The sequence below is a fragment of the Pseudomonas sp. 22082 genome (assembly GCF_052046055.1).
Taxonomy (GTDB): Bacteria; Pseudomonadota; Gammaproteobacteria; order Pseudomonadales; family Pseudomonadaceae; genus Aquipseudomonas; species Aquipseudomonas pharyngis.
This window is the reverse complement of record NZ_JBQEQB010000010.1, coordinates 1-25,594: the sequence shown is the minus strand read 5'-3', so window position 1 is coordinate 25,594 and position 25,594 is coordinate 1. Positions and strand designations below refer to the sequence as shown.

Sequence of the window (25,594 nt, the reverse complement as noted above, 5' to 3'; positions counted from 1 at the left end):
CTCACTTACCTCACGAGGGTTGTATCTCATGGCAACAATTTTCGATCCGATCAAACTGGGCGACCTCGAGCTGTCCAACCGCATCATCATGGCGCCGCTGACCCGCTGCCGCGCCGACGAAGGCCGCGTACCGAACGCGCTGATGGCCGAGTACTACGTACAACGCGCCTCGGCCGGCCTGATCCTCAGCGAAGCCACCTCGGTGACCCCGATGGGCGTCGGCTATCCGGACACCCCGGGCATCTGGTCCAACGACCAGGTGCGCGGCTGGACCAACGTGACCAAGGCCGTTCACGCGGCCGGCGGCAAGATCGTCCTGCAACTGTGGCACGTCGGCCGGGTCTCCCACCCGTCGTACCTGAACGGCGAAGCCCCGGTTGCCCCGAGCGCCATCCAGCCTAAAGGCCATGTCAGCCTGGTTCGCCCGCTGGCCGACTATCCAACCCCGCGTGCACTGGAAACCGCTGAAATCGCCGACATCGTCGACGCTTACCGCGTCGGTGCGGAAAACGCCAAGGCCGCCGGTTTCGACGGCGTGGAAATCCACGGTGCCAACGGCTACCTGCTCGACCAGTTCCTGCAAAGCAGCACCAACCAGCGCACCGATATCTACGGCGGCTCCCTGGAAAACCGTGCCCGTCTGCTGCTGGAAGTGACCGACGCCGCGATCGAAGTCTGGGGCGCCGGCCGTGTTGGTGTGCACCTGGCACCGCGCGCCGACTCCCATGACATGGGCGACGACAACCTGGCCGAGACCTTCACCTACGTCGCCCGCGAACTGGGCAAGCGTGGCATCGCCTTCATCTGCTCCCGCGAGAAAGAAGGTGCCGACAGCCTCGGCCCACAACTGAAAGAAGCCTTCGGCGGCGCCTACATTGCCAACGAGCGCTTCACCAAGGACAGCGCCAACGCCTGGCTGGCCGAGGGCAAGGCTGACGCCGTGGCATTCGGCATCCCGTTCATTGCCAACCCGGACCTGCCGGCCCGGCTGAAGGCCGATGCGCCGCTGAACGAGCCGCACCCGGAAACCTTCTACGGCAAAGGTGCGGTCGGTTACCTCGACTACCCAACGTTGTAATCACTACGCCTTGCAATTCAAAAGCCCCGGACTCGTAAGAGCCGGGGCTTTTTGTTTATCAGGGGGGGGGGCGACTACTTGCGAAATAAACCATTACATAGCTCGCATGCACATCGATCTTGGTACTGTTATTTTCGCACCCTCCAACTAAACAAAAAGAGAAACCGTCATGAATGACACAACAAACAACACCGCTTCAAAAGACGAAAACAATCATGAAGAAACTCAAATCAAAACATTCGAAAACACTATTCCAACGTCCATTTTATCAAACTCAACCTATTTAATTAATCCAGTCGCCGCTGGTATTTTAGGCACTGTGCTTTCCAGCATCACCGACGACGAACACACCAAGACCACTAACCACTCAAAACCCGAAGATGAATTTAAAACCGTTATCAAAAAAGCTCAACAACACGAAGAAAAAACCTGGAATACGATTAAACACGAAGGCAATAACAGTATTCTGATCAATATCTACAATGGAACCTCGGAAAAATTTTCACTCACCCAATGCAGCTGGGATACCAGTGGATTCCAAGGAAAGGATCTGGTCATCCACCCTTGGACCTACATGCAGTTCATACTACGCAGCACGCCTCCAGCGATTTCTGGTGGGGCGAAACGGCGTAGATCCACCCCCGTCGGACATGCGTTTACTTACTCCGGTGAAAAACAGGCCTTTCATTTCACAACCTCAGTAAAGTTAACGGCCCCCTATGAACCGTTCGCCTTTGACACGAAAATAATCCCCAAACGCGAACATAACGTTCGTTCTATTGGCGAAAAACCACTCACCTGCGAATCTCATATAACCCGGCAACAGCCCGCTCGCCCTTATAGCTATGCCATAGTGATCAAATTAGGTTAAGTAAGACCGCCCGTATAACCAATTATTGGGCTGTCGTGAACTGAGACTGCATAGTTCGCAACCATTCAAGTAAAAAGATTCCTTTGATCGTAAAGCGGTATGCACTCAAGGATGCTCCACGATCGGCCACATCGACTACCCGACAGTATTCGTCAATTACAGAAACACGAAAAAAGCCCTGGACTCGAAAGAGTCGGGGCTTTTTGTTTATCGTAGGTCTGACGCAGCTCCAATAGGGGATCACGTCAGGATTGATTGTCTGGCACTTACCCTCTCTCACATTCCAGACACAAAATTCCTACAAAATACTGAGCTAGCAATCTGTCAATCAAGTGAACGTGCGTATATAAAAGCAGCCCATTACCGCAGCGTGCGTGAAGCACCGTTCATTTTCAACATCACGGTTGACACCCACGGACCAATAACGAATTTTGTTTCATTTGCGCAGGCTGGGGCTCCAGCGCAGCATGTCCAGCCCCGTATCGACCCAACGCTCCGCCTCGGCGTACAGATCGAAGGCGTCCGGCGCCAGGAGCCATCCATAAAGGAGGCCGTCGATATAAGCGTGAATGCTGATGGCTGCCCGGGCGGTGTCGAGGTCCGCCGGCAACTGCCCACGATTGACCGCGTTACTCAGTGTCAGCGCGATCCGCACATTGCAATCGAGGCTGGCGGTCCGGCGCTGCTGACGCAGATCGCACATTTCATCGGTGAACTCGCACTTATGAAACAAAATTTCGTTGATACGCCGGGTCTTCGGATCCAGTGCAACTTTATGAAACAAATGAATCAGCAATTGGCGCATGCAGCCCAGTGGATCGGGTTCGTCCTCGCTTTCGCTGGCCTTGGCCAGTTCGTCCAACGGCTCATGCAGAGTATCGAGCATGGCTTGCAACAGATCGGCCTTGTTGCTGAAGTGCCAGTAGATGGCACCGCGCGTCACCCCGGCCAGGGTCGCGATATCCGACAACGTCGTGCGCGCCACGCCCCGCTCATAGAAGGCTTTCTCGGCCGCTTCGAGAATCTGGCTGCGCGTTTCCTGAGCTTCCTCTTTGGTACGACGGACCATGGCAGTAAAACCTCAAACAGGATGTTTCAGGGATGGCTGAATATCCGCTGAATAAAAAAGGGTCGATCTCTCGCGGATCGGCTCCCCGGCCTACAATTTCAGACCTTGCGACGACTTTTGTAACAGGATGGATACGACGCCAAGGTGTTTACAAACAACCATGAACGTAAGTATATTCATTAGCAAGCTACTTATCCACCCGATAACCCTTTTTTACCCTTCCACACTTCTTGTGCGCTTTTCGCGCGCCTGACCCGAGGATCTTCATGCAATTCAAGCCAGCTGTTACCGCTCTGGTCACTGCCGTCGCCCTGGCATCGCTGCTCAGCGGATGTAAAAAGGAAGAGGCGGCTCCCGCCGCACCACCTCCTCAGGTCGGCGTCGTCACCCTGCAACCACAAGCCTTTACTCTGACTTCCGAACTGCCGGGCCGCACCAGTGCATTCCGCATCGCCGAAGTTCGTCCGCAGGTCAACGGCATCATTCTCAAGCGTCTGTTCAAGGAAGGCGGCGATGTCAAAGCCGGCCAGCAGCTGTATCAGATCGATCCGTCGGTTTATGAAGCGACCCTGAAAAGCGCCGAAGCCAACCTGCGTTCGACCAAGTCGATCTCCGACCGCTACAAGCAACTGGTCGACGAGCAGGCCGTCAGCCGTCAGGAATACGACACCGCCGTGGCCAACCGCCTGCAATCGGAAGCGTCGTTGCAAAGCGCGCAGATCAACGTGCGTTACACCAAGGTCTACGCACCGATCTCCGGTCGCATCGGCCGTTCTTCGGTGACCGAAGGCGCGCTGGTCAGCAGCGGCCAGACCGACGCGATGGCCGTGATCCAGCAACTGGACCCGATCTACGTCGACGTTACCCAGTCCTCGGTCGAGTTGCTGGAATTGCGTCGCGAACTGGAAAGCGGTCGTCTGCAGAAGGCCGGCGACAACGCCGCTGCCGTCAAGCTGACCCTCGAAGACGGCAGCCAGTACAAGCTCGACGGTAAGCTGGAATTCTCCGAAGTGTCGGTCGACCAGACCACCGGTTCCGTGACCCTGCGCGCCGTGTTCCCGAACCCGGATCACACTCTGTTGCCGGGCATGTTCGTCCACGCGCAGTTGCAGGCCGGTGTGAACAGCGCCGCGATCCTCGCGCCGCAGCAAGGCGTGACCCGCGACCTCAAGGGCACCCCGACTGCGCTGGTCGTCGGTCCGGACAACAAGGTCGAGCTGCGTCAGCTCAAGGCCAGCCGCACCGTCGGCAGCCAGTGGCTGATCGAAGACGGCCTGAAGGCCGGAGATCGTCTGATCACCGAAGGGCTGCAATTCGTCAAACCGGGTGTTGAGGTCAAACCGACCGAAGCGACCAACGTCGGCAAAAAGAACCCGGCCCCCGCTCAGGCAGCTGACAAAGCCGCCGGCGGCAAAGGGGAGTAATCCATGTCAAAATTTTTCATCGACCGTCCGATTTTCGCCTGGGTAATTGCCCTGGTGATCATGCTGGTCGGGGCACTTTCGATCCTGAAACTGCCAATCAACCAGTACCCGAGCATTGCGCCACCGGCCATTGCAATCTCGGTGACCTACCCGGGTGCTTCGGCACAGACGGTTCAGGACACCGTGGTGCAAGTGATCGAGCAGCAGCTCAACGGTATCGACAACCTGCGTTATGTGTCCTCGGAAAGTAACTCCGACGGCAGCATGACCATCACCGCGACCTTCGAGCAAGGCACCAACTCCGACACCGCGCAGGTCCAGGTCCAGAACAAGCTGAACCTGGCCACCCCGCTGCTGCCGCAGGAAGTGCAGCAACAGGGTATCCGCGTGACCAAGGCAGTGAAGAACTTCCTGCTGGTGATCGGCGTGGTGTCGCGTGACGGCAGCATGACCAAGGACGACCTGTCCAACTACATCGTGTCGAACATGCAGGACCCGATCTCCCGGACCGCCGGTGTCGGTGACTTCCAGGTCTTCGGTGCCCAGTACGCGATGCGCATCTGGCTCGACCCGGCCAAGTTGAACAACTTCAACCTGACCCCGGTCGACGTGAAAACCGCGATTGCGGCGCAGAACGTCCAGGTTTCGTCCGGTCAGCTCGGCGGCTTGCCTGCCGTGCAGGGCCAGCAGCTGAACGCCACGATCATCGGCAAGACCCGTCTGCAGACTGCCGAGCAGTTCAAAGAAATTCTGCTCAAGGTCAACAAGGACGGCTCGCAGGTTCGCCTCAAAGACGTCGCCGACGTCGGCCTGGGTGGCGAGAACTATGCGATCAGCGCCCAGTTCAACGGCAGCCCGGCGTCCGGTCTGGCGGTGAAACTGGCCAACGGCGCCAACGCCCTCGACACCGCCAAGGCACTGCGCAAGACGATTGACGACCTCAAGCCGTTCTTCCCGCAAGGCATGGAAGTGGTGTTCCCGTACGACACCACCCCGGTGGTGACCGAGTCGATCAAAGGCGTGGTTCACACCCTGGTCGAAGCGATTGCGCTGGTGTTCCTGGTGATGTTCCTGTTCCTGCAGAACTTCCGCGCCACCGTCATCACCACGATGACCGTGCCGGTGGTATTGCTCGGTACTTTCGGCATCCTCGCAGCGGCCGGTTTCAGCATCAACACCCTGACCATGTTCGGCATGGTGCTGGCCATCGGCTTGCTGGTGGACGACGCCATTGTCGTGGTGGAAAACGTCGAGCGGGTGATGAGCGAAGAAGGCTTGTCACCGAAGGAAGCGACCAAGAAATCCATGGGCCAGATCCAGGGCGCCCTGGTCGGTATCGCCCTGGTGCTGTCGGCGGTGTTGCTGCCGATGGCATTCTTCAGCGGCTCCACCGGTGTGATCTACAAGCAGTTCTCGATCACCATCGTGTCGGCCATGGCGCTGTCGGTACTGGTCGCGCTGATCTTCACCCCGGCGCTGTGCGCCACCATGCTCAAGGCGATTCCGCACGGTGAGCACGGCACGCCGAAAAAGGGTTTCTTCGGCTGGTTCAACCGCAACTTCGACCGTGGCGTCAACAGCTACGAGCGCGGTGTCGGCAACATGTTGTCGCGCAAGGCGCCGTATCTGCTGGCGTACCTGCTGATCGTGGTCGGCATGATCTGGCTGTTCACCCGCATCCCGACCGCGTTCCTGCCGGAAGAAGACCAGGGCGTTCTGTTCGCCCAGGTGCAGACACCCGCCGGTTCCAGTGCCCAGCGCACTCAGGTGGTGGTGGATGAAATGCGTGAGTTCCTGCTGCGTCCGACCAAGGACGGCGGTGAAGGCGACGCCGTAGCGTCGGTGTTCACCGTGACCGGCTTCAACTTCGCCGGCCGTGGCCAAAGCTCGGGTATGGCGTTCATCATGCTCAAGCCGTGGGGCGAACGTAACGCCGACAACAGCGTGTTCAAACTGGCGGCCCGCGCCCAGCAGCACTTCTTCAGCTTCCGCGATGCGATGGTGTTCGCCTTCGCCCCGCCGGCCGTACTGGAGCTGGGTAATGCCACCGGTTTCGACGTGTTCCTGCAGGACCGCGCCGGTATCGGTCACGAACAACTGATGGCCGCGCGCAACCAGTTCCTCGGCATGGCCGCGCAGAGCAAGGTGCTCACGCAGGTCCGTCCGAACGGTCTGAACGATGAACCGCAGTTCCAGCTGGAAATCGATGACGAGAAGGCCAGTGCCCTGGGCATCACCATCTCCGACATCAACAACACCCTGTCGATTGCGCTGGGCAGTAGCTACGTCAACGACTTCATCGACCGTGGTCGGGTGAAGAAGGTGTACGTGCAGGGCCGGCCAGACTCGCGCATGAGCCCGGAAGACCTGAAGAAGTGGTACGTGCGCAACGCCGCCGGCACCATGGTTCCGTTCTCCGCGTTCGCCAAGGGCGAGTGGATCTACGGTTCGCCGAAGCTGGCGCGTTACAACGGCGTTGAAGCGGTCGAGATCCTCGGTGCCCCGGCGCCGGGTTACTCCACCGGTGAAGCGATGGCCGAAGTCGAGGCGATTGCCAAGAAACTGCCGGCCGGTGTGGGTATCTCGTGGACCGGTCTGTCGTACGAAGAACGACTGTCCGGTTCGCAGGCTCCGGCGCTGTACGCCCTGTCGCTGCTGATGGTGTTCCTGTGTCTGGCGGCGCTGTATGAAAGCTGGTCGATTCCGATCGCGGTCATGCTCGTGGTACCGCTGGGGATCATCGGTGCACTGATGGCCACCAGCCTGCGCGGTCTGTCGAACGACGTGTACTTCCAGGTGGGTCTGTTGACGACCATCGGTCTGGCGGCTAAAAACGCCATTCTGATCGTCGAGTTCGCCAAGGAATTGCACGAGCAGGGACGCAGTCTGCGCGATGCGGCGATTGAAGCCTGCCGCATGCGTCTGCGACCGATCATCATGACGTCGCTGGCCTTCGTCCTCGGTGTTGTACCGTTGGCTATCTCCACCGGCGCAGGCTCGGGCAGTCAACACGCGATCGGTACCGGCGTGATTGGCGGTATGCTCACCGCGACGATCCTGGCGATATTCTGGGTTCCACTGTTCTTCGTCACTGTGTCGTCCATGGGTCAGCGCAAAAACGCCGGCAAGGATGACGCCATAGAAACTCCTAAAGAGGCTGGCCAATGAGCAAGTCGCTACTCTCCATCGCAGTCGCCGCCTTCGTGCTGAGCGGTTGCTCGCTGATACCGGATTATCAGCAGCCGCAAGCACCGGTGGCGGGCCAATACCCGCAGGGCCCGGCGTACTCGCCGGCCCAGGCACCGGCGCAGGCCGCTGCCGAGCAGGGCTGGAAGCAGTTTTTCCATGACCCGGCCCTGCAGCAGCTGATCCAGGTGGCCCTGGAAAACAACCGCGACCTGCGTGTCGCGGCGCTGAACATCGACGCCTACGCGGCTCAATACCGCATCCAGCGTGCCGACCTGTTCCCGGCCGTATCGGCCAATGCCAGCGGCAGTCGTCAGCGGGTTCCGGCCCGTGCGTCACAGACCGGTGAAGCGGCCATCAGCAGTTCCTACTCCGCTACCGTCGGCATCAGCGCCTACGAACTTGACCTGTTCGGTCGGGTTCGCAGCCTGAGCGAACAAGCGCTGCAACAATACTTCGCCACCGAAGAAGCGCGCCGCAGCACCCAGATCAGCCTGGTGGCCAGCGTGGCCAACGCCTACCTGACCTGGCAGGCCGACAAGGAACTGCTGAAGCTGACCCAGGACACCCTCGGTGCCTTCGAGGAAAGCTACAAGCTGACCAGCCGCAGCAACGAAGTCGGTGTAGCTTCGGCGCTGGACCTGGCGCAGTCGCGTACCTCGGTGGAAAACGCCCGGGCACAACTGGCGCGTTACACCCGTCAGGTGGCCCAGGACGAAAACAGCCTGACCCTGCTGCTCGGCACCGGCATCCCGGCCAACCTGCAAGCGGCCAAACCGCTGTCGGATGACCTGCTGGCCGACGTGCCGGCCGGTCTGCCGTCGGATCTGCTGCAACGTCGTCCGGACATCCTTCAGGCCGAGTACAACCTGAAGGCCGCCAACGCCAACATCGGCGCAGCCCGTGCAGCGTTCTTCCCGAGCATCAGCCTGACCGCCAACGCGGGCAGCCTGAGCCCGGATCTGTCCGGCCTGTTCAAGGGTGGTTCGGGCACGTGGCTGTTCCAGCCGCAGATCAACCTGCCGATCTTCAACGCCGGCAGCCTGCGCGCCAGCCTCGACTACGCCAAGATCCAGAAGGACATTGGCGTGGCGAACTACGAGAAGTCCATTCAAACGGCCTTCCAGGAAGTCGCCGACGGCCTGGCCGCGCGCCAGACCTACACCGAGCAGTTGCAGGCCCAGCGTGATTTCGTTCAGGCGAACCAGGATTACTACCGCCTGGCCGAGCGTCGCTATCGCATTGGCGTCGACAGCAACCTGACCTTCCTCGATGCCCAGCGTCAGCTGTTCAGCGCGCAACAATCGCTGATCACCGACCGCCTCGCGCAGCTGACCAGTGCGGTCAACCTGTACAAGGCCCTGGGCGGTGGCTGGAATGCGCAGACCGCGCAGAACGAGCCGCTCAAAGAAGAAGCGCCGAAGATGAAGTTGTTCTGATCATCTGCTGAATACAAGAAGCCCACCGTTTGGTGGGCTTTTTGTTGCCCGCAAATCTTGCGTTCGATAATCGCCCAAATTCCACTTTCGCCGATTGAATCGCCTCGCCCGCGCCCCGCACCATTCGAGCCACAAAACCAATAACAACAGGTTCGACACCATGCTCCCGCGCCCTGCTCCTCCCGGCTGATCGCCGCCGCTTCGCCTCTGAATCCATCGTATGTCTGCGCCTTGAAAAACGGCCGCAGCGCTCCCGTTTGCCCCAAAAAAAACAAGAGAGACCCGAGCCCATGACAATCTCCCCTGCGCCCTACGCACTTCCCGGTCTGATCGCCCTCGCCCTGGCCGGCATCGCGCTGCCCGCTGCGGCAGAAGAAACCGGTTTTATCGACGGGGCCAAGGTCAACCTGAACCTGCGCAACTTCTACATCAATCGCAACTTCACCAACCCGACCAAGGCTCAGGGCAAGGCTGAAGAGTGGACGCAGAACCTCATCCTCGACGCCAAATCCGGTTTCACCCAGGGCACCGTCGGGTTCGGTCTGGATGTGCTGGGGTTGTACTCGGTGAAGCTCGATGGCGGCAAAGGCACCGGCGGCACGCAACTGTTGCCGCTGGATCATGACGGACGCCCGGCGGACAACTTCGGCCGCACCAACGTCGCCTTCAAGGCGAAGCTGTCGCAAACCGAAGTGAAGGTCGGCGAGTGGATGCCGGTGTTGCCGATCCTGCGCTCGGACGACGGCCGCTCGCTGCCGCAGACCTTTCGCGGCGGCCAGATCACCTCGAAGGAAATCGATGGCCTGACCCTTTACGGCGGCCAGTTCCGCGCCAACAGTCCGCGCGACGACAGCAGCATGAGCGACATGTCGATGACCGGCAAAGCCGCGTTCACCTCCGATCGCTTCAACTTTCAGGGCGGCGAATACGTGTTCAACGACAAGCGCACCCAGATCGGCCTGTGGAACGCCGAACTCAAGGACATCTACAGCCAGCAATACGTCAACCTGATCCACAGCCAGCCGCTCGGCGACTGGACGTTGGGCGCCAACCTCGGTTTCTTCTACGGCAAGGACGACGGCAGCGCCCGCGCCGGCGAACTCGACAACAAGACCTGGTCAGGCCTGTTCTCCGCAAAATACGGTGGCCACACCTTCTACGTCGGCCTGCAGAAACTCACCGGCGACAGCGCCTGGATGCGCGTCAACGGCACCAGCGGCGGCACCCTGGCCAACGACAGCTACAACGCCAGCTACGACAACGCGCAGGAACGCTCCTGGCAGGTCCGTCACGACTACAACTTCGTTGCCCTGGGCATCCCCGGCCTGACCCTGATGAACCGTTACATCAGCGGCGACAACGTGCACACCGGCACCATCACCGACGGCAAGGAATGGGGCCGCGAATCGGAACTGGGCTACACCGTGCAGAGCGGCGCGCTGAAGAACCTGAACGTCAGATGGCGCAACTCGACCATGCGCCGCGACTTCAGCAACAACGAGTTCGACGAGAACCGCCTGATTGTCAGCTATCCGATCGGTTTGCTGTAGGTATCAATCCCCCTTAGGTGCCACCCGTCAGGATGTGTGGCACTTCGGCGGGCGTCGATTAGAGTGGAATCACCTGAAGGACTCAGGTGCCTCACCCTTCCCGCTTCCGTTATCTGTTGATGTTGGTCCCCAAGACTCGAGCCAGGCTGTCATCGGAAGACACTGCTGATCACCGGAGGATCACCTCATGATCACTCGCCTCAACACGCCACCCGACTGGGACGCCAAGGCGTACCAGCAGTTTTCCCGTCTCAGGCAACAACCGGTCGTTGAATTGCTCGGCCGCGTCGAACTGAACGATCCGAAACTCATTTATGACCTCGGTTGCGGCACCGGCATTGCCACGCAACTGTTGGCCGAACGCTGGCCGCGTGCGCAGTTGCGGGGCATCGACAGTTCGGCACAGATGCTCGATCAGGCCCGCAGCCTGCCGATCAAGGCGTCGTGGCAGCACTGCAACCTGCTCGACTGGCAACCCGAGCAATCGGCCGACCTGCTGCTGGCCGCAGCCGTGCTGCACTTTATCGACGACCATGAGCAACTGCTGCCCCGTCTGCTCGGCCACATAAACCCCGGCGGGTGCCTCGCCGCGCATATGCCGGACTGGCGTGATGCGCTGTGGTATCAGCTGATGCTCGACACCCTCAACCATGCCGGACCCTGCGGCCGCCCCATCGGCACTGCGCAATTGCGCCAGCGCATGGCAGCGCGGACGTTGTTGTCGCTGGAGGATTACTACCGGTTGCTGGCCCCGTTGACCAAGTCGCTGGATATCTGGGAAACCGAGCAGTTGCAGGTGGTCGACGGCAAGTCGCCGGTTTATGACTGGGTAAAGGTGTCGGCGCTGCGGCCGGTGATGCAGGAACTGACGTCAGAGGAACAGGCGCGCTTCATTTATCACTACCTGATGCGGGTGCACGCGCATTATCCGCAAGAGGAAAACGGCCACACGCTGTTTGCGTTCAAGCGGACTTTCATTGTTGCCAAGGTATGAAGTTCAAAGGATCGCAGCCTTCAACAGGCTGCGACCCCTCGAATTCGGCGATTACTCGCGAGATTCGATACCCAGCTCATCCCACACCGATTCAGCCAGATGGAACGTCGCATTCGCCGCCGGAATCCCGCAGTAGATCGCGCTCTGCATGATCACTTCCTTGATCTCGCCGCGACTCACGCCATTGTTGGCCGCCGCCCGCAGGTGCAACTTGAGTTCACCCTCGCGATTCATGCCGATCAGCATGGCGATGGTGATCAGGCTGCGGGTGTGGCGTGGCAGGCCCGGTCGGGTCCAGATGTCGCCCCAGGCGTGACGGGTGATCATCTCCTGAAATTCCGAGTTGAACTCGGTCAGCGTGGTCAGGCTGCGATCAACGTGCGCATCGCCGAGCACCGCGCGGCGCACTTGCATGCCGTCGTCGTAACGTTGTTTCTCGTCCACAGAAATCCCCTTAATCGGCCAGCAAAAAGGTCAGCACGCGGTCGCTGAACGCGTCGCCGGCCTGAACGTTGGAAAGGTGCGCCGCATAAAACTCGGCGTACTCGGCGCCGCGCACATGCTCCTGAATGAAATGCCCGCCGGACGGTGGCGTCACCGCATCTTCGGTACCGGCGATCACCAGCAGCGGCACCGTGATCGACGCCAACTGCTCGCGGAAATCCGCATCGCGCACCGCTGCGCAGTTGGCGGCGTAACCTTCAGGATGGGTCGCGGCCAGCATGTCGGTGATCTGCTTCGCTGCTGCCGGATGGGCGGCGGAAAAGTCCGGAGTAAACCAGCGGGCAATCGATGCATCACGCAACGCGACCATCGCCGCCGGGCCATCACGCAGCACGGTTTCGATGCGCGGGTTCCACACCGACGGATCGCCGATTTTCGCCGCCGTGTTGCAGACGATCAGTTTGTTCAGCCGCTGGCCGGCGTTGATCCCCAGCCACTGGCCGATCAGGCCGCCCATCGACAGACCGCAGAAATGCGCGCGTTCGATGTGCAGCGCATCCAGCAGCGCCAGCACGTCGCGGCCCAGTTGCTCGATGCTGTACGGGCCCGGCGTCACCAGCGACTGGCCGTGCCCGCGAGTATCGAAACGCAGCACGCGAAAATGTTCGGTAAAGGCCGGCATCTGCACGTCCCACATGTGCAGGTCGGTGCCCAGCGAGTTCGACAGCACCAGTACCGGCGCATCGACCGGGCCTTCCAATGAGTAATGCAGTTCGCCATCGGCGAGTTGAACGAAAGCCACAGCCCTCTCCTTTCAGTCAGACAATGCGTTGTGTTCGGCCACTGCCCGCTCGACCCAGACCTGTGCCTGGCCGAGGTAATGGGCGGGATCGAGCAGATGATCCAGTTCGGTTGCACTCAATTCGGCGGTCACCTGCGGTTCGTCACCGAGGACCGCACGCAGATGGCGCTGTTCGGCCACCGCCCGTTTGCAGCATTGCTCGAGCAGATGATGCGCGGTGTCGCGGCCGACCCGTTGCGCGAGCACGATGCTCACCGCTTCTGCCAGCACCAGGCCTTGAGTCAACTCCAGGTTGCGGGCCATGCGCGCAGCATCGACCTCCAGACCATCGGCCAGCAGCCGCGCCTGTTGCAGTGCGCCCGACACCAGGCAGCAGATCTCCGGCAGGGTTTCCCATTCGGCGTGCCACAGACCGAGGCTGCGTTCGTGTTCCTGGGGCATGGCGCTGAACAGCGTCGACACCAGCCCCGGAACGCGGGTGGCGGCGCCGATCAACACCGCCGCGCCCACCGGATTGCGTTTGTGCGGCATGGTCGAGGAACCGCCCTTGCCCGGCGCCGACGGCTCAAACACTTCCGCCGCTTCGGTCTGCATCAACAGGCTGATGTCGCGGCCGAACTTGCCGAGGCTGCCGGCGATCAGACCGAGCACCGCGCCGAACTCGACGATGCGATCACGCTGGGTGTGCCACGGTTGTTCCGGCAGGGTCAGGTGCAGTTCTTCGGCCAGCGCCTGGGCGATCGGCAACGCCTGTTCGCCGAGCGCCGCGAGGGTGCCGGACGCGCCACCGAATTGCAGCACCAGCAGCCGTGGCTTGAGCTCGCGCAGACGCTGACGGCTGCGAGTGATCGCACCGAGCCAACCGGCGATCTTCATGCCGAGCGTCACCGGCGTCGCGTGTTGCAGCCAGGTGCGCCCGGCCAGCGGCGTCGCGGCGTGGCGCTGCGCCTGAATGGCGAGGGCGTCGGCCAGTTGCGCCAGTTCCCCTTCAATCAATTCCAGCGCCTGACGCAATTGCAGCACCAGACCGGAATCCATCACGTCCTGACTGGTGGCGCCCAGATGTACATAGCGCTCGGCTTCGGCATCGGTCGCGGCAATCTGTTTGCCCAATGCCTTGACCAGCGGAATCGCCGAATTGCCGGCCGTGGCAATCGCCTCGCCCAGCGCTGCGAAATCGAACAGTCCGGCGCGGCAGGCGTTTTCGATCGACTCGACGGCGCCCGCCGGAATCAACCCGACACGCGCTTCGGCCCGGGCCAGCGCCGCTTCGAAGTCGAGCATCGCCTGCACCCGGCCCTGATCGCAGAACACGTCGCGCATATCGCAGGCAGTAAAGTAGGCATCGAACAATTGATTGCCCGGTCGCTGAGTCATAAACAGTCCTTGCCGGCGCGGGCCGTTGTGGCCCGCGCGCATCGGTTTAAAGATCGTGGTGCAGATACTTCGCTTCTTTGGGCAGGCGCAGGCTGAACAGGAACGCCACGGCCATCATGATCGTGACATACCAGTAGAACGCGTTTTCCATGCCGCCAGCCTTGAGGCTCAGGGCCACGTATTCTGCCGAACCACCAAAGATCGCATTCGCTACCGCGTAGGCCAGGCCGACGCCGAGGGCGCGGACTTCCGGCGGGAACATCTCGGCTTTCACCAGACCGCTGATCGAGGTGTAGAAACTGACGATCGCCAGCGCCACGGTGATCAGCACGAAGGCCAGGAACGGGCTGCCGACACTTTTCAGGCTGAGCAGGATCGGCACCGTGAACAACGTGCCGAGGCCACCGAACCAGAGCATCGAGTTACGCCGGCCGATCTTGTCGGCGAGCATGCCGAACAGCGGCTGCATGCACATGTACAGGAACAGCGCGCCGGTCATGATGTAGCTGGCGGTCTTGGCGTGCATGCCGGCGGTGTTCACCAGGTACTTCTGCATGTACGTGGTGAAGGTGTAGAAAATCAGCGAGCCGCCGGCGGTATAGCCGAGCACGGTGATGAACGCAGCCTTGTGATCGCGGAACAGTGCGCGGATGCTGCCGGCGTCCTTGTTCTCGCGCATTTCCTTGCTGGTGGTTTCTTTCAGCGAACGGCGCAGGAACAGCGAAATCAGCGCGGCGGCCGCACCGACCACGAACGGAATTCGCCAGCCGTAGGCACGCAATTCTTCTTCAGATAGGAACTGTTGCAGGATCACCACCAGCAGCACCGCCAGCAGTTGCCCGCCGATCAGGGTCACGTACTGGAACGAGGCGAAGAACCCGCGCTGGCCCTTGAGCGCGACTTCGCTCATATAGGTCGCGGTGGTGCCGTATTCACCGCCCACCGACAGGCCTTGCAGCAGACGCGCGAACAACAGCAGCAGCGGCGCCCAGACGCCGATGTCCTTGTAGGTCGGCAGACAGGCGATCAGCAACGAGCCGAAGCACATCATCAGGATCGAGATCAGCATCGAGTTCTTGCGCCCGTGCTTGTCCGCGACCCGGCCGAAAATCCAGCCGCCGATCGGTCGCATCAGGAACCCGGCGGCGAATACGCCTGCCGTGTTGACCAGCTGCACCGTGGGATTGTCGGAGGGGAAGAACGCCGGGGCGAAATAGATCGCGCAGAAGGCGTAGACGTAGAAGTCGAACCATTCGACGAGGTTGCCGGACGACGCGCCGACAATGGCAAAGATGCGCTTGCTGCGCTCTTCACCCGTGTAATGGGAGGTGGTGGTTGTCATTGTTTTTCACTCGATAGGGACAGTGAGAGTCTAGACACACTTTGCAACAGCCCCGTTCCACAGACACTCTGCGCCGCAAATCTCTGTGGGAGCGGGCTTGCTCGCGAAGGCGTTGGATCAGCCAACNGAGCAAGCCCGCTCCCACAGGGGATGTGTAATGACTTTAGTAATCGAAGAACACGGTCTCCGCATCAGTGCCCTGCAGGATCACATTCCACTGATAGACACCCGCCGCGTCCGGCTTCGCCAGCAACGTATCGCGGCGCTCGGCCGGTACGCATTCGAGCAGCGGATCATTGACGTTCGCCGGATCGCCTTCGAAGTAAATACGCGTCAGCAAGTGCTTCACCAGACCGCGCGCAAACACCAGCACCACCAGGTGCGGCGCCTGGGTCGAGCCCTTCAGGCCTTCAACCGTGCCCGGCTTGATGGTGGTGAAACGAAAGCGCCCTTCCGCATCCACCGGCACCCGGCCAAAGCCTTCGAAATTCGGATCGAGCGGCTTGGCCTGCTCGTCTTCCGGGTGGTCATATTTGCCGGCGGCGTTGGCCTGCCAGACTTCGAGCATGGCGTCGTTGACGACATCGCCGTTGCCGTCCACCACTTGCCCGGTGATCGCCACGCGCTGGCCGAGGGTCAGTTCGTTGGCGAGGTTTTCACGGTTCAGCCAGGTCAGGCCGATGTGGTAATACGGCCCGACGGTGTGGGACGTGGTCGCAGTCAGGGTCATCTCATTTCTCCATCGGCGTGGCTTCGCGGCCGCGCAGCACGATGTCCCAGCGATAAGCGAGGGCGTAGGACGGAATGGTTTTTTCCAGATCGAAAGCGGCGATCAGGCGTTCCTTGGCCGAGGTGTCCGGCACGCAGTTGTAGATCGGGTCGTAGGCCAGCAGCGGGTCGCCCGGGAAATACATTTGCGTGACCAGGCGCGTCAGGATGCTCGGCCCGAACAGCGAGAAATGCACGTGGGCCGGGCGCCAGGCATTGTGGTGGTTGCCCCACGGATAGGCGCCGGGCTTGATGGTCTGGAACTGATACCAGCCGTCGGCGTCGGTCACGGTGCGGCCGGTGCCGGTGAAATTCGGGTCCAGCGGCGCGTCGTGCAGGTCACGGGCATGGTTGTAGCGACCGGCGGCGTTGGCCTGCCAGATCTCCACCAGAATTCCCGGGACCGGCAGACCGTCTTCGTCGAGCACACGCCCGTGAATGATGATCCGCTCACCGAGGGGTTCACCCTGATGCTGGGCGGTCAAATCGTTGTCGGTATCGGCCACACGCTCGGCACCGATGGTCGGCCCAGTGATTTCCGACAGCGAATGCGGCAGAAACACCAACGGCTTGGACGGCGAGCGCAGATTGGTGGATTGATAGGTCGGGTGCAGGTACGGCGGCTGGGTGCCTTCCTGCGGGCGGCGGTAACCAGGCTTGTCAGTCATTTCGCTTTCCTCTGTTCTTTTTCGTCACGGCTTGCGTCAGACGCGTTCGATGGCCAGGGCCAGGCCCTGGCCGACACCGACGCACATGGTCGCCAGACCTTTCTTGCCACCAGTCTTTTCCAGCTGATGCAGCGCAGTCAGCACCAGCCGCGCGCCGCTCATGCCCAACGGGTGGCCCAAGGCAATCGCGCCACCGTTCGGGTTGACCTGGGCCGCGTCGTCCGCCAGCCCCAGTTCACGCAGCACCGCCAGACCCTGGCTGGCGAAGGCTTCGTTGAGTTCGATCACATCGAAATCGTTGACCGCCACGCCGAGGCGTTCGGTGAGTTTGCGCACCGCCGGCACCGGACCGATGCCCATCACCCGTGGCGCGACCCCGGCGCTGGCCATGCCGAGCACTTTGGCGCGAGCGGTCAGGCCGTGTTTCTTCACCGCCTCGGCCGAGGCCAGAATCAGCGCGGCGGCACCGTCGTTGACGCCCGAAGCGTTGCCGGCGGTGACGGTCTTGTCCGGGCCATTGACCGGTTTCAGTTTGCTCAGCGCTTCAAGCGTGGTGTCGGCGCGGGGGTGTTCGTCCTGGCTGACCACGGTTTCGCCCTTCTTGTGGGCGATCCGCACTTCAACGATTTCCTCGGCGAAGTAGCCGGCAGCCTGGGCAGCGGCAGTACGTTGCTGACTGCGCAGGGCGAAAGCGTCCTGATCCTCGCGGGAAACTTCGTAGTCGTCGGCGACGTTGTCGGCGGTCTGCGGCATCGCGTCAACGCCATACTGGGCCTTCATCAGCGGGTTGATGAAACGCCAGCCGATGGTGGTGTCCTCCAGCTTCATGTTGCGCGAGAACGCCGCATCAGCCTTGCCCATCACGAACGGTGCGCGGGACATCGACTCGACGCCGCCGGCAATCGCCAGCTCCATTTCACCGCTGGCAATGGCGCGGAACGCGGTGCCGATGGCATCCATGCCCGACGCGCAGAGGCGATTGAGGGTGACGCCCGGAACGCTGTCCGGCAGACCCGCCAGCAACAACGCCATGCGCGCGACGTTGCGGTTGTCTTCACCGGCCTGGTTGGCGCAGCCGAGGAATACTTCGTCGATGGCGCTCCAGTCCACCGACGGATTGCGCTCCATCAGGGCCTTGATCGGCACGGCGGCCAGGTCGTCGGCGCGAACAGCCGCCAGACCGCCACCGAAACGACCGATGGGGGTACGAATCGCATCGCAGATATAAACGTCGCGCATCATGCTTCTCCCGGTGCCTGGCCGTGGGCCGCTGCGGTGCGGGCTTCGAGATCGCGCAGGGCGGTCAGCTCGACTTCGGTCGGCTCGGCGGTGGTGTCAACGTTGTCAGCAAAACGGATTGCCCAACCGGTGGCGGCGACCACTTGCTCGCGGGTCACGCCCGGGTGCAGTGCGGTAACCACGAATTCGTGGGTGCCCTCTTCCGGCTCCATGATGCACAGGTCGGTGATGATCCCGACCGGACCGGCGCCCGGCAGGCCCAGACGTTTGCGCGAATCACCACCCTCACCATGGCCGACCGAGGTGATGAAATCGAGCTTGTCGACAAACGAACGCGCCGACTGTTTAAGGATGATCAGCACGCTTTTGGCGGAACCGGCAATCTCTGGCGCGCCACCGGCACCCGGCAGGCGTACTTTCGGCTGATGATAGTCGCCGACCACGGTGGTGTTGATGTTGCCGAAACGGTCGACCTGGGCTGCGCCGAGGAAACCGACGTCGATGCGCCCACCCTGCAGCCAGTAGCGAAAAATCTCACCGGTCGGCACGACAGTGTCAGCGGTTTCCGCCAGCTCGCCGTCACCGATGGACAGCGGCAATACGCTCGGTTTGGCGCCGATAGGGCCGGACTCGTAGATCAGCACCACGTCCGGCGACGAGGTCAGGCGCGCCAGGTTGGCGGCTTTCGACGGCAGGCCGATGCCGACGAAGCACACCGAGCCGTTCTTCAGGCGACGGGCTGCGGCGACGGTCATCATTTCATTGGTGGTGTAGGTCATTACTTGGCCTCCGAAGCAGCGGCCAACTTGGCCTGGAACTCGCTGAAGTCAGCGCAGCCGTGGATGTATTCGTTGATCCACGCGGTAAACGTCTCACGGTCGCGAGCGATCGGGTCCCACGCCTGGTAGAAGCGGTTGTCACGCTCGGTGTAACCGTGGGCGTAGGACGGATGCGCGCCACCGGGTACATGGCAGACCGCGCTCAAGGCCCAGGTCGGCAGCACGCAGGCGTTCATCGGGGCGTTGAGGTTGTCGACGATTTCTTCGACGGTGACGATGCAACGCTTGGCGGCCAGTGCGGCTTCTTTCTGCACACCGAGAATGCCCCACAGCAGCACGTTGCCCTGACGGTCGGCTTTCTGGGCGTGGATCACGGTCACGTCCGGACGCACCGACGGCACCGCTGCCAGCACTTCGCCGGTGAACGGGCAAGTCACGGATTTGATCAGCGGGTTGACCTTCGGCAGGTCGGAACCGGCGTAGGCCCGCAACACCGCGAACGGCAGGCCGGAGGCGCCGGCGACGTAGGCATTGGCCAGGTCGGCGTGGCTGTGTTCTTCGATCTCCAGCGCGTGCGGCCATTGTTTCTCGACCGCATCGCGCAGACGGTGCAGCGAACCCACGCCAGGGTTGCCGCCCCAGGAGAAGATCAGCTTGCGTGCACAGCCGGCGCCGATCAGTTGGTCGTAGATCAGGTCAGGCGTCATCCGCACCAGGGTCAGATCTTTCTTGCCCTGACGAATGATTTCATGACCCGCCGCCGTAGGGATCAGGTGAGTGAAGCCTTCGAGCGCGACGGTATCGCCGTCGTTGACGAATTGCTTCACCGCGTCGTGCAGCGAAAGGATCTCAGCCATGGAGCGGGCTCCCGTTTTTGTAATGAATCGCCAGTGAATAAAAAGGCGCGAGGTTCTGCGCCGGAGTCACTGAAGATTAAGCCGCTGATTTTCACCAAACAATCCGATAATCGACTGAGTGTTCGTTTATCGAACAGATTGTTATCTGCCTAATGATCACTCCCGCACTGCGTGCGGGAGTGCCGCTGATCGTTCCCACGCTCTGCGTGGGAATGCAGCCCGGGACGCTCCGCGTCCCTTCCGAAGCCGAACGCGGAGCAACCTCTGCGGCCAGTTCGACGCGGGAACGATCCTGCAATGAAACTCAGGTCGCGTCCGCGTGACTGACCAGACCCTTGATCACCACCGCTGCCGTGGCCAGCCCGGCCGGAATCACCAGCGCCGTCAGCACTTGCTCGAAATTCCAGCCCAACCCCAACAGGGTCGCGCCCATCCACGCCCCGAGAATCGCGCCGAAGCGGCCGATCCCGAGCATCCACGACACACCGGTCGCCCGGCCCTGCGTCGGATAAAACCGCGCTGCCAGGGACGGCATCGCCGACTGCGCACCGTTGACGCACATGCCCGCCACCAGCACCAGCGTCGCCAGCAGCGTGATGTTGCCCAGGCTCTGCCCGACCGCGTAGGCAAACACCCCGGCCAACAGGTAGAAAATGCCGATCACCTTGTGCGGATTGAAGCGGTCCATCGCCCAGCCTACGCCCACCGCGCTCAACACTCCGCCAAACTGGAACAGCGCACCGATGAAGGCCGCCTGCTCCATGCTTGCGCCGCTGTCGCGCATCAGGGTCGGCAGCCAACTGGTCAGCAGGTACACGATCACCAGACCCATGAAATAGGTCAGCCACAGCAGCAACGTGCCGACGCTGTAGGTGCCGGAAAAAATCACCGCAAACACGTTGCGCGCTTTCACGGTCTTCTGTTCCGGCACGCTGAAACTCGCGGCCTGCGCGACGATGGCTGGATCAATCGGTGCGAGGGTCTTGCGCACCTTGTCGGTGCCGCGATTGCGCACCACCAGATAACGCGCCGATTCCGGCAGCCAGAGCAGCAACACCACGGTGAGGATCAGCGGCAGGATCCCGCCGATCAGTAACAGGCTGTGCCAGCCGAATGCCGGGATCAACTTGGCCGAAATAAACCCGCCACCGGCCATGCCCAGGTTGAAGCCGCAGAACATGCTGGTCACCAACAGGGACTTCTTGCGCTCCGGGGTGTATTCCGACAGCAGCGTGGTGGCGTTCGGCATCCCGGCGCCCAGTCCCAGACCAGTGAGGAAACGCAGCACCAGCAACTGATCGACATTGGTGGCGTAGGCCGACGCCAGGCTGAAAGCGCCGAACAGAAAAACCGCGCCGACCAGTACGACTTTTCGCCCGAAGCGGTCAGCCAGCGGCCCGGAGCCCAGCGCACCGAAGACCATTCCGATCAGCGCGGCACTCATCACCGGGCCGAGGCTGGCGCGGTCGATGCCCCAGTCCTGGGACAGGGCCGGCGCGATAAAACCCATGGCCGCGGTGTCGAGGCCATCGAGGAACACAATCAGGAAACACAGGATCACGACGCGCCACTGATAGCGCGAGATCGGTTGGGCATTGATGAAGGACTGCACGTCGAGGCAGTGACCTACAGCGGACTGAGGCTGGTTCATTATTTTTATTCCACGCAAGAAAACGCAGTCGAACGGCGGCCGGCCAGAGAGCGGCACGGTCACAACTATATAAGGAAGAAATCAGGCGTTGCGCTAATACCGGCAACAGGAACGGGAGCGGCGACAGTCGGGGAACGTGCGCATGGGAAGTTGCCTCTTGTCATTATTATGGGAGTCGACGATCCGGCGGGCTCATTCACATTCGTGCCGGATGACGCTGCCGCGACATTAATGATCCGGGGGTTTTAGCGTCAATTCGATAAACGCAACTCTGTGCGTTTATCGAACAGCTTCATCAGGCGAACAACTGCGCACTGAGGTCGCGACTGGCGCTCAACAGGCCCGGCAGAAAGCGCTGCTCGAGCTCGGTACGACTGACCCGACCGGCGTGGGTGCTGACATTGAGCGCGGCCACCACCTGACCGGACGCGTCGTACACTGGCACGGCAATCGAGCGCAGACCCTGTTCCAGCTCCTGATCGACGATGCACCAGCCCTGCTGCCGGACTTCCTGCAAGCATTCGAGCAAGGCGTCGGGGGTGTGAATCGTGCGGCTGGTCTTGGCGACCAGTTCGGCGTGGTCGAGATATTCGCGCAGCGAGGTGTCGTCCAGCGCCGCCAGCAGGATTCGCCCCATAGACGTGCAGTACGCCGGCAAACGCCCGCCCACCGACAGGTCCACCGAAATCAGACGCTGGGTGGTGGCCGAACGGGCAATGTAGAGAATGTCGTCGCCTTCCAGCGTGGCCATGTTGCAGGCCTCGTGCAGTTGCTCGCTCATGCGGTCGAGGTACGGCTGGGCCGAGACCGCCAGCGGCGTCGACGACAGATAGGCGTGACCGAGGGTCAGCACTTTCGGCAGAAGCGAATAAGTGCGCCCGTCGGTGGTGGCGTAGCCGAGCTTGATCAGTGTGTGCAGGCAACGGCGCACGGCGGCGCGGGGAATTTCCGTGCGGTGGCTGATCTGGGCGATGGTCAGGTGGCGCTTGCGCTCCTGAAACGCCTGCACCACCGCCAGGCCACGGGCCAGGGAGGTCATGAAATCCGGATCGCCGGTCAGGGCCTGGATACGCTTGGCCGGCGAAGCGACGATCGGCGGCGCTACCGAGGTGAAGGAATTGCGCATTTGATCGTTCATGTCAGGTCCTTTTTTTCTTGTTCGGATCAACGGCTATACAAGCGGCTCGTCGGCAGATACACAAGCGACAGACCGCCAACACCGGGCGATTATCGAACCGTCGACCGATAATCGCAATCGCCCTCACCTCCTCGTTTGGGTTGTGCGCAACAGATTTGAACTTGGAACGCCGGTGCGGTTTAAGCGCCTTAGTTGTCCGACTAAATGGCGCCAGAAATCAAACACTGCGCAACGGCGATGCAACTATTGATGAAAGTTGGACGTCACAAAACAATCACACATCCAGAACCGTTTTTAACTTGGCAAAGATAGGCAATCCCGATTCGGCCGCTATAATGCACCTCAGTGACACCGCGCTTTTATTTGCCGACGGTGCCACCCGCTGGCGCGATGTCCATCGCTGCCGGCCCCGGCCAGCGCCTGATGCTCATTATTCATGCACCGCCAGCGCGCTCGCTGAAACAGGAAACTGATGCTGCGTCAGTTTTAATCTGGTGCCGTAGCCGCCTGCTACATGGAAGTCCTGACCGTCTTCCCGACAACACCGCTGCCTGTACAGGCAAGTCCTTGTTGGCGATTCGGTTAAATGATTCGTGCAGTGCGTTCACCAGACATTTTTCTCAACTCATACAGGTAGCACTGTGACGAAAGACGAACTGCGCGCGGAACTTGAGCGCCAGGAACAACGTTACAAGGAAGTTTACGGCGGGGAAGTCACCACCTACGCCGCCCAGCCCGAACCAGAACGCAAAGCCTGGCGTAAACGCCCTACCGTTCAGGATCAGGTCTTCCAGCAAGAACTGAAAAAAATGGAAGAGGAACTCAAAGCCGAAGAGCCTTGACGCCGTCCTTTGCATCTTTCGAGGGTAAGCGTACTCACCGGGTTACAAGCACGGTGGGCTGACGATGCCTTGCGCGCCCGCTACCCGCGGGCAGCGGCCAACTCCCCCTGTATTGCACAGGCTGGGAGCATGTCAGACGCGTTTCTCAGATATTTCATACAAGTTTCAGCCCCCTCCCGACAACCGGCCAATCCCCCGACTCCTCGCATTTTTCCCAATAGAATCAAAGGCTTGAAAATCCCTGCAAAAAGCTTGGGTAATGCCCCCTGATACAAATTAATTCGTTGAAGAATGTTACCGATGAGCAGGTAGGGGATCGATTTCCAGTCTTTTCTGGCATAATCGCGCCCCCTTATGACCGGGTCAGAAAACCTTCATGATCGATTTATTCAGCGGACTGGATGCCTGGGTGCTTGTGAGCCTCCTGCTCGCCCTGACATTTGTCCTCGCCTTCGAGTTCATCAATGGATTTCATGACACCGCTAACGCGGTAGCCACTGTTATCTACACCAAAGCGATGCCGCCTCACCTGGCGGTGTTCTTCTCGGGCGTGTTCAACTTCCTCGGCGTACTGCTGGGCGGCGTTGGCGTGGCGTATGCCATCGTGCACCTGCTGCCGGTAGAACTGTTGATCAACGTGAACACCGGCCATGGTCTGGCGATGGTGTTCTCGCTGCTCGCCGCCGCGATCGCCTGGAACCTGGGCACCTGGTACTTCGGTATCCCGGCCTCCAGTTCGCACACGCTGATCGGTTCGATCCTCGGTGTCGGCCTGGCCAACGCCCTGATCAACGAAATTCCACTGGCCGACGGGGTCAACTGGCAGAAAGCGATCGATATCGGTGCCTCGCTGGTGTTCTCGCCAATGGCCGGCTTCCTGATCGCCGCGCTGGTGCTGATCGGCCTGAAGTGGTGGCGTCCGCTGTCGAAGATGCACAAGACGCCGGAACAGCGCCGCAAGATCGACGACAAGAAGCACCCACCGTTCTGGAACCGCCTGGTCCTGGTGATCTCGGCCATGGCCGTGAGCTTCGTGCACGGCTCCAACGACGGCCAGAAAGGCATCGGCCTGATCATGCTGGTACTGATCGGTATCGTGCCTGCGCAGTTCGTACTCGACCTGAACAGCACCACCTACCAGATCGAACGTACCCGCGACGCGACCCTGCACCTGAGCCAGTTCTACAAGCGCAACGCCGACACCCTGGGTGAATTCCTGGCCCTGGGCAAAAGCGTGGAAGGCGACCTGCCGGAGAAATTCCGTTGCAACCCGCAACAGACCGAACCGACCATCGCCGCCCTGCTCGACACCCTCAAAGGCGTAGCCGACTACCACTCGCTGTCCGCGGAAAGCCGCATCGAAGTGCGTCGTTACCTGCTCTGCCTGGACGACACTGCGAAGAAAGTCAGCAAACTGCCAGGCCTCGCCGCTCGTGAAAAAGCCGACCTGGACAAACTGCGCAAAGACCTGACCACCACCACCGAATACGCCCCGTTCTGGGTGATTCTGGCGGTAGCGCTGGCCTTGGGCCTGGGCACCATGGTCGGCTGGAAACGCGTGGTACTGACCATCGGCGAGAAGATCGGCAAGCAAGGCATGACCTACTCGCAAGGCATGTCGGCCCAGATCACCACCGCCAGCCTGATCGGCATGGCCAACATCTTCAGCCTGCCGGTGTCCACCACCCACGTCCTCTCCTCGGGCGTGGCCGGCACCATGGTCGCCAACAAAAGCGGCCTGCAAGGCGGCACGGTGAAAACCATCCTGCTGGCCTGGGTCCTGACCCTACCGGCCACCGTGGCCCTGTCGGCCGGCCTGTTCTGGCTGGCGTCGAAGGCGCTGGGTAGCTGATAGATTGATGTAGTGAAGAAGGCGTGATTCGAAAGGATCACGCCTTTTTTGTTGCTTCCAGAAATGGGACGCAGAGCGTCCCGGGCTGCATTCCCACGCGGAGCGTGGGAACGATCAAAGCAAAAGCAAAAGCAGTCGCTTTTCGCCTCTAACCACTCAACACGATGAGCGTTAGCTCGAGTACCGCTCTTGACGTGCCGGCCCCATCGGAAGGCTGAGTGGAG

General features: G+C 61.1%; 21 protein-coding genes. 9 read left to right on the top strand and 12 right to left on the bottom strand.

Going from position 1 to position 25,594, the window contains the following annotated elements; genetic code table 11:
- The first annotated feature begins 28 nt into the window (after positions 1 to 28).
- Positions 29 to 1,078, top strand: coding sequence for an alkene reductase (locus tag ACTJK9_RS13605; protein WP_007957862.1), 1,050 nt, complete (start codon positions 29 to 31; stop codon positions 1,076 to 1,078).
- Between the two features lie 169 nt (positions 1,079 to 1,247).
- Complete coding sequence (locus ACTJK9_RS13600; protein WP_143492951.1) at positions 1,248 to 1,949, top strand: hypothetical protein; 702 nt, start codon at positions 1,248 to 1,250, stop codon at positions 1,947 to 1,949.
- Between the two features lie 436 nt (positions 1,950 to 2,385).
- Here the strand turns inward: ACTJK9_RS13600 and ACTJK9_RS13595 are convergent, their stop codons facing one another.
- Positions 2,386 to 3,018, bottom strand: coding sequence for a TetR family transcriptional regulator (locus ACTJK9_RS13595; RefSeq protein ID WP_064593995.1), 633 nt, complete (start codon positions 3,016 to 3,018; stop codon positions 2,386 to 2,388).
- Between the two features lie 266 nt (positions 3,019 to 3,284).
- Here ACTJK9_RS13595 and emhA point away from each other — a divergent pair, with 266 nt between their 5' ends.
- The 5 genes from emhA to ACTJK9_RS13570 all read left to right on the top strand — a co-directional run bounded on the left by emhA (position 3,285) and on the right by ACTJK9_RS13570 (position 11,611).
- Positions 3,285 to 4,442 carry an efflux RND transporter periplasmic adaptor subunit EmhA gene (gene emhA, locus ACTJK9_RS13590; protein WP_039771445.1) on the top strand — a complete coding sequence of 386 codons (1,158 nt, stop codon included), beginning with the start codon at positions 3,285 to 3,287 and terminating at the stop codon, positions 4,440 to 4,442.
- Positions 4,443 to 4,445: 3 nt separating this feature from the next.
- The gene (emhB, locus tag ACTJK9_RS13585; RefSeq protein ID WP_085647861.1) at positions 4,446 to 7,610 is read left to right on the top strand and encodes an efflux RND transporter permease subunit EmhB; all 3,165 of its coding nucleotides are present in this window, start codon (positions 4,446 to 4,448) and stop codon (positions 7,608 to 7,610) included.
- The gene (gene emhC, locus ACTJK9_RS13580) at positions 7,607 to 9,067 is read left to right on the top strand and encodes an efflux RND transporter outer membrane subunit EmhC (RefSeq protein WP_064593991.1); all 1,461 of its coding nucleotides are present in this window, start codon (positions 7,607 to 7,609) and stop codon (positions 9,065 to 9,067) included. The genes emhB and emhC overlap by 4 nt, the downstream gene beginning before the upstream one ends.
- 290 nt (positions 9,068 to 9,357) lie before the next feature.
- Positions 9,358 to 10,617, top strand: a complete 1,260-nt coding sequence (locus ACTJK9_RS13575; protein WP_440814321.1) for an OprD family porin — start codon at positions 9,358 to 9,360, stop codon at positions 10,615 to 10,617.
- A gap of 187 nt (positions 10,618 to 10,804) precedes the next feature.
- Positions 10,805 to 11,611: a methyltransferase domain-containing protein gene (locus ACTJK9_RS13570; protein ID WP_440814318.1), complete on the top strand. Its 807-nt coding sequence runs from the start codon at positions 10,805 to 10,807 to the stop codon at positions 11,609 to 11,611.
- A gap of 51 nt (positions 11,612 to 11,662) precedes the next feature.
- Here the strand turns inward: ACTJK9_RS13570 and pcaC are convergent, their stop codons facing one another.
- The 11 genes from pcaC to pcaR form a co-directional block, all read right to left on the bottom strand.
- A complete protein-coding gene (pcaC, locus tag ACTJK9_RS13565) occupies positions 11,663 to 12,055 on the bottom strand; it encodes a 4-carboxymuconolactone decarboxylase (protein WP_041070503.1) in 393 nt (130 codons plus the stop codon).
- A gap of 10 nt (positions 12,056 to 12,065) precedes the next feature.
- Positions 12,066 to 12,857, bottom strand: coding sequence for a 3-oxoadipate enol-lactonase (pcaD, locus tag ACTJK9_RS13560; protein WP_085612383.1), 792 nt, complete (start codon positions 12,855 to 12,857; stop codon positions 12,066 to 12,068).
- 12 nt (positions 12,858 to 12,869) lie between these two features.
- Positions 12,870 to 14,234 carry a 3-carboxy-cis,cis-muconate cycloisomerase gene (locus ACTJK9_RS13555; protein WP_085612403.1) on the bottom strand — a complete coding sequence of 455 codons (1,365 nt, stop codon included), beginning with the start codon at positions 14,232 to 14,234 and terminating at the stop codon, positions 12,870 to 12,872.
- A 46-nt stretch (positions 14,235 to 14,280) separates the two neighbouring features.
- The gene (locus ACTJK9_RS13550) at positions 14,281 to 15,576 is read right to left on the bottom strand and encodes an MFS family transporter (RefSeq protein WP_085647856.1); all 1,296 of its coding nucleotides are present in this window, start codon (positions 15,574 to 15,576) and stop codon (positions 14,281 to 14,283) included.
- 163 nt (positions 15,577 to 15,739) lie between these two features.
- Complete coding sequence (gene pcaG / locus ACTJK9_RS13545) at positions 15,740 to 16,306, bottom strand: protocatechuate 3,4-dioxygenase subunit alpha (RefSeq protein ID WP_039771428.1); 567 nt, start codon at positions 16,304 to 16,306, stop codon at positions 15,740 to 15,742.
- 1 nt (position 16,307) lies between these two features.
- Entirely contained in the window at positions 16,308 to 17,012 is a 705-nt protein-coding gene (gene pcaH, locus ACTJK9_RS13540; RefSeq protein ID WP_011332820.1) for a protocatechuate 3,4-dioxygenase subunit beta, read from the bottom strand.
- 36 nt (positions 17,013 to 17,048) lie between these two features.
- Positions 17,049 to 18,254 carry a 3-oxoadipyl-CoA thiolase gene (pcaF, locus tag ACTJK9_RS13535; protein ID WP_440814312.1) on the bottom strand — a complete coding sequence of 402 codons (1,206 nt, stop codon included), beginning with the start codon at positions 18,252 to 18,254 and terminating at the stop codon, positions 17,049 to 17,051.
- Positions 18,251 to 19,030: a CoA-transferase subunit beta gene (locus ACTJK9_RS13530; protein WP_085612381.1), complete on the bottom strand. Its 780-nt coding sequence runs from the start codon at positions 19,028 to 19,030 to the stop codon at positions 18,251 to 18,253. Before ACTJK9_RS13530 ends, pcaF begins: the two co-directional genes overlap by 4 nt.
- Positions 19,030 to 19,887, bottom strand: a complete 858-nt coding sequence (locus ACTJK9_RS13525; protein WP_003222404.1) for a CoA transferase subunit A — start codon at positions 19,885 to 19,887, stop codon at positions 19,030 to 19,032. The genes ACTJK9_RS13530 and ACTJK9_RS13525 overlap by 1 nt, the downstream gene beginning before the upstream one ends.
- Before the next feature lie 304 nt (positions 19,888 to 20,191).
- Entirely contained in the window at positions 20,192 to 21,538 is a 1,347-nt protein-coding gene (locus ACTJK9_RS13520; protein ID WP_011332817.1) for an MFS transporter, read from the bottom strand.
- Between the two features lie 295 nt (positions 21,539 to 21,833).
- Positions 21,834 to 22,676 carry a pca regulon transcriptional regulator PcaR gene (gene pcaR, locus ACTJK9_RS13515; protein ID WP_007917109.1) on the bottom strand — a complete coding sequence of 281 codons (843 nt, stop codon included), beginning with the start codon at positions 22,674 to 22,676 and terminating at the stop codon, positions 21,834 to 21,836.
- Positions 22,677 to 23,317: 641 nt separating this feature from the next.
- Between pcaR and ACTJK9_RS13510 the strand changes: the two genes are divergently transcribed.
- The gene (locus ACTJK9_RS13510) at positions 23,318 to 23,518 is read left to right on the top strand and encodes a hypothetical protein (RefSeq protein ID WP_007957826.1); all 201 of its coding nucleotides are present in this window, start codon (positions 23,318 to 23,320) and stop codon (positions 23,516 to 23,518) included.
- Between the two features lie 376 nt (positions 23,519 to 23,894).
- A complete protein-coding gene (locus tag ACTJK9_RS13505) occupies positions 23,895 to 25,370 on the top strand; it encodes an inorganic phosphate transporter (protein WP_011332813.1) in 1,476 nt (491 codons plus the stop codon).
- Positions 25,371 to 25,594 lie beyond the last annotated feature (224 nt).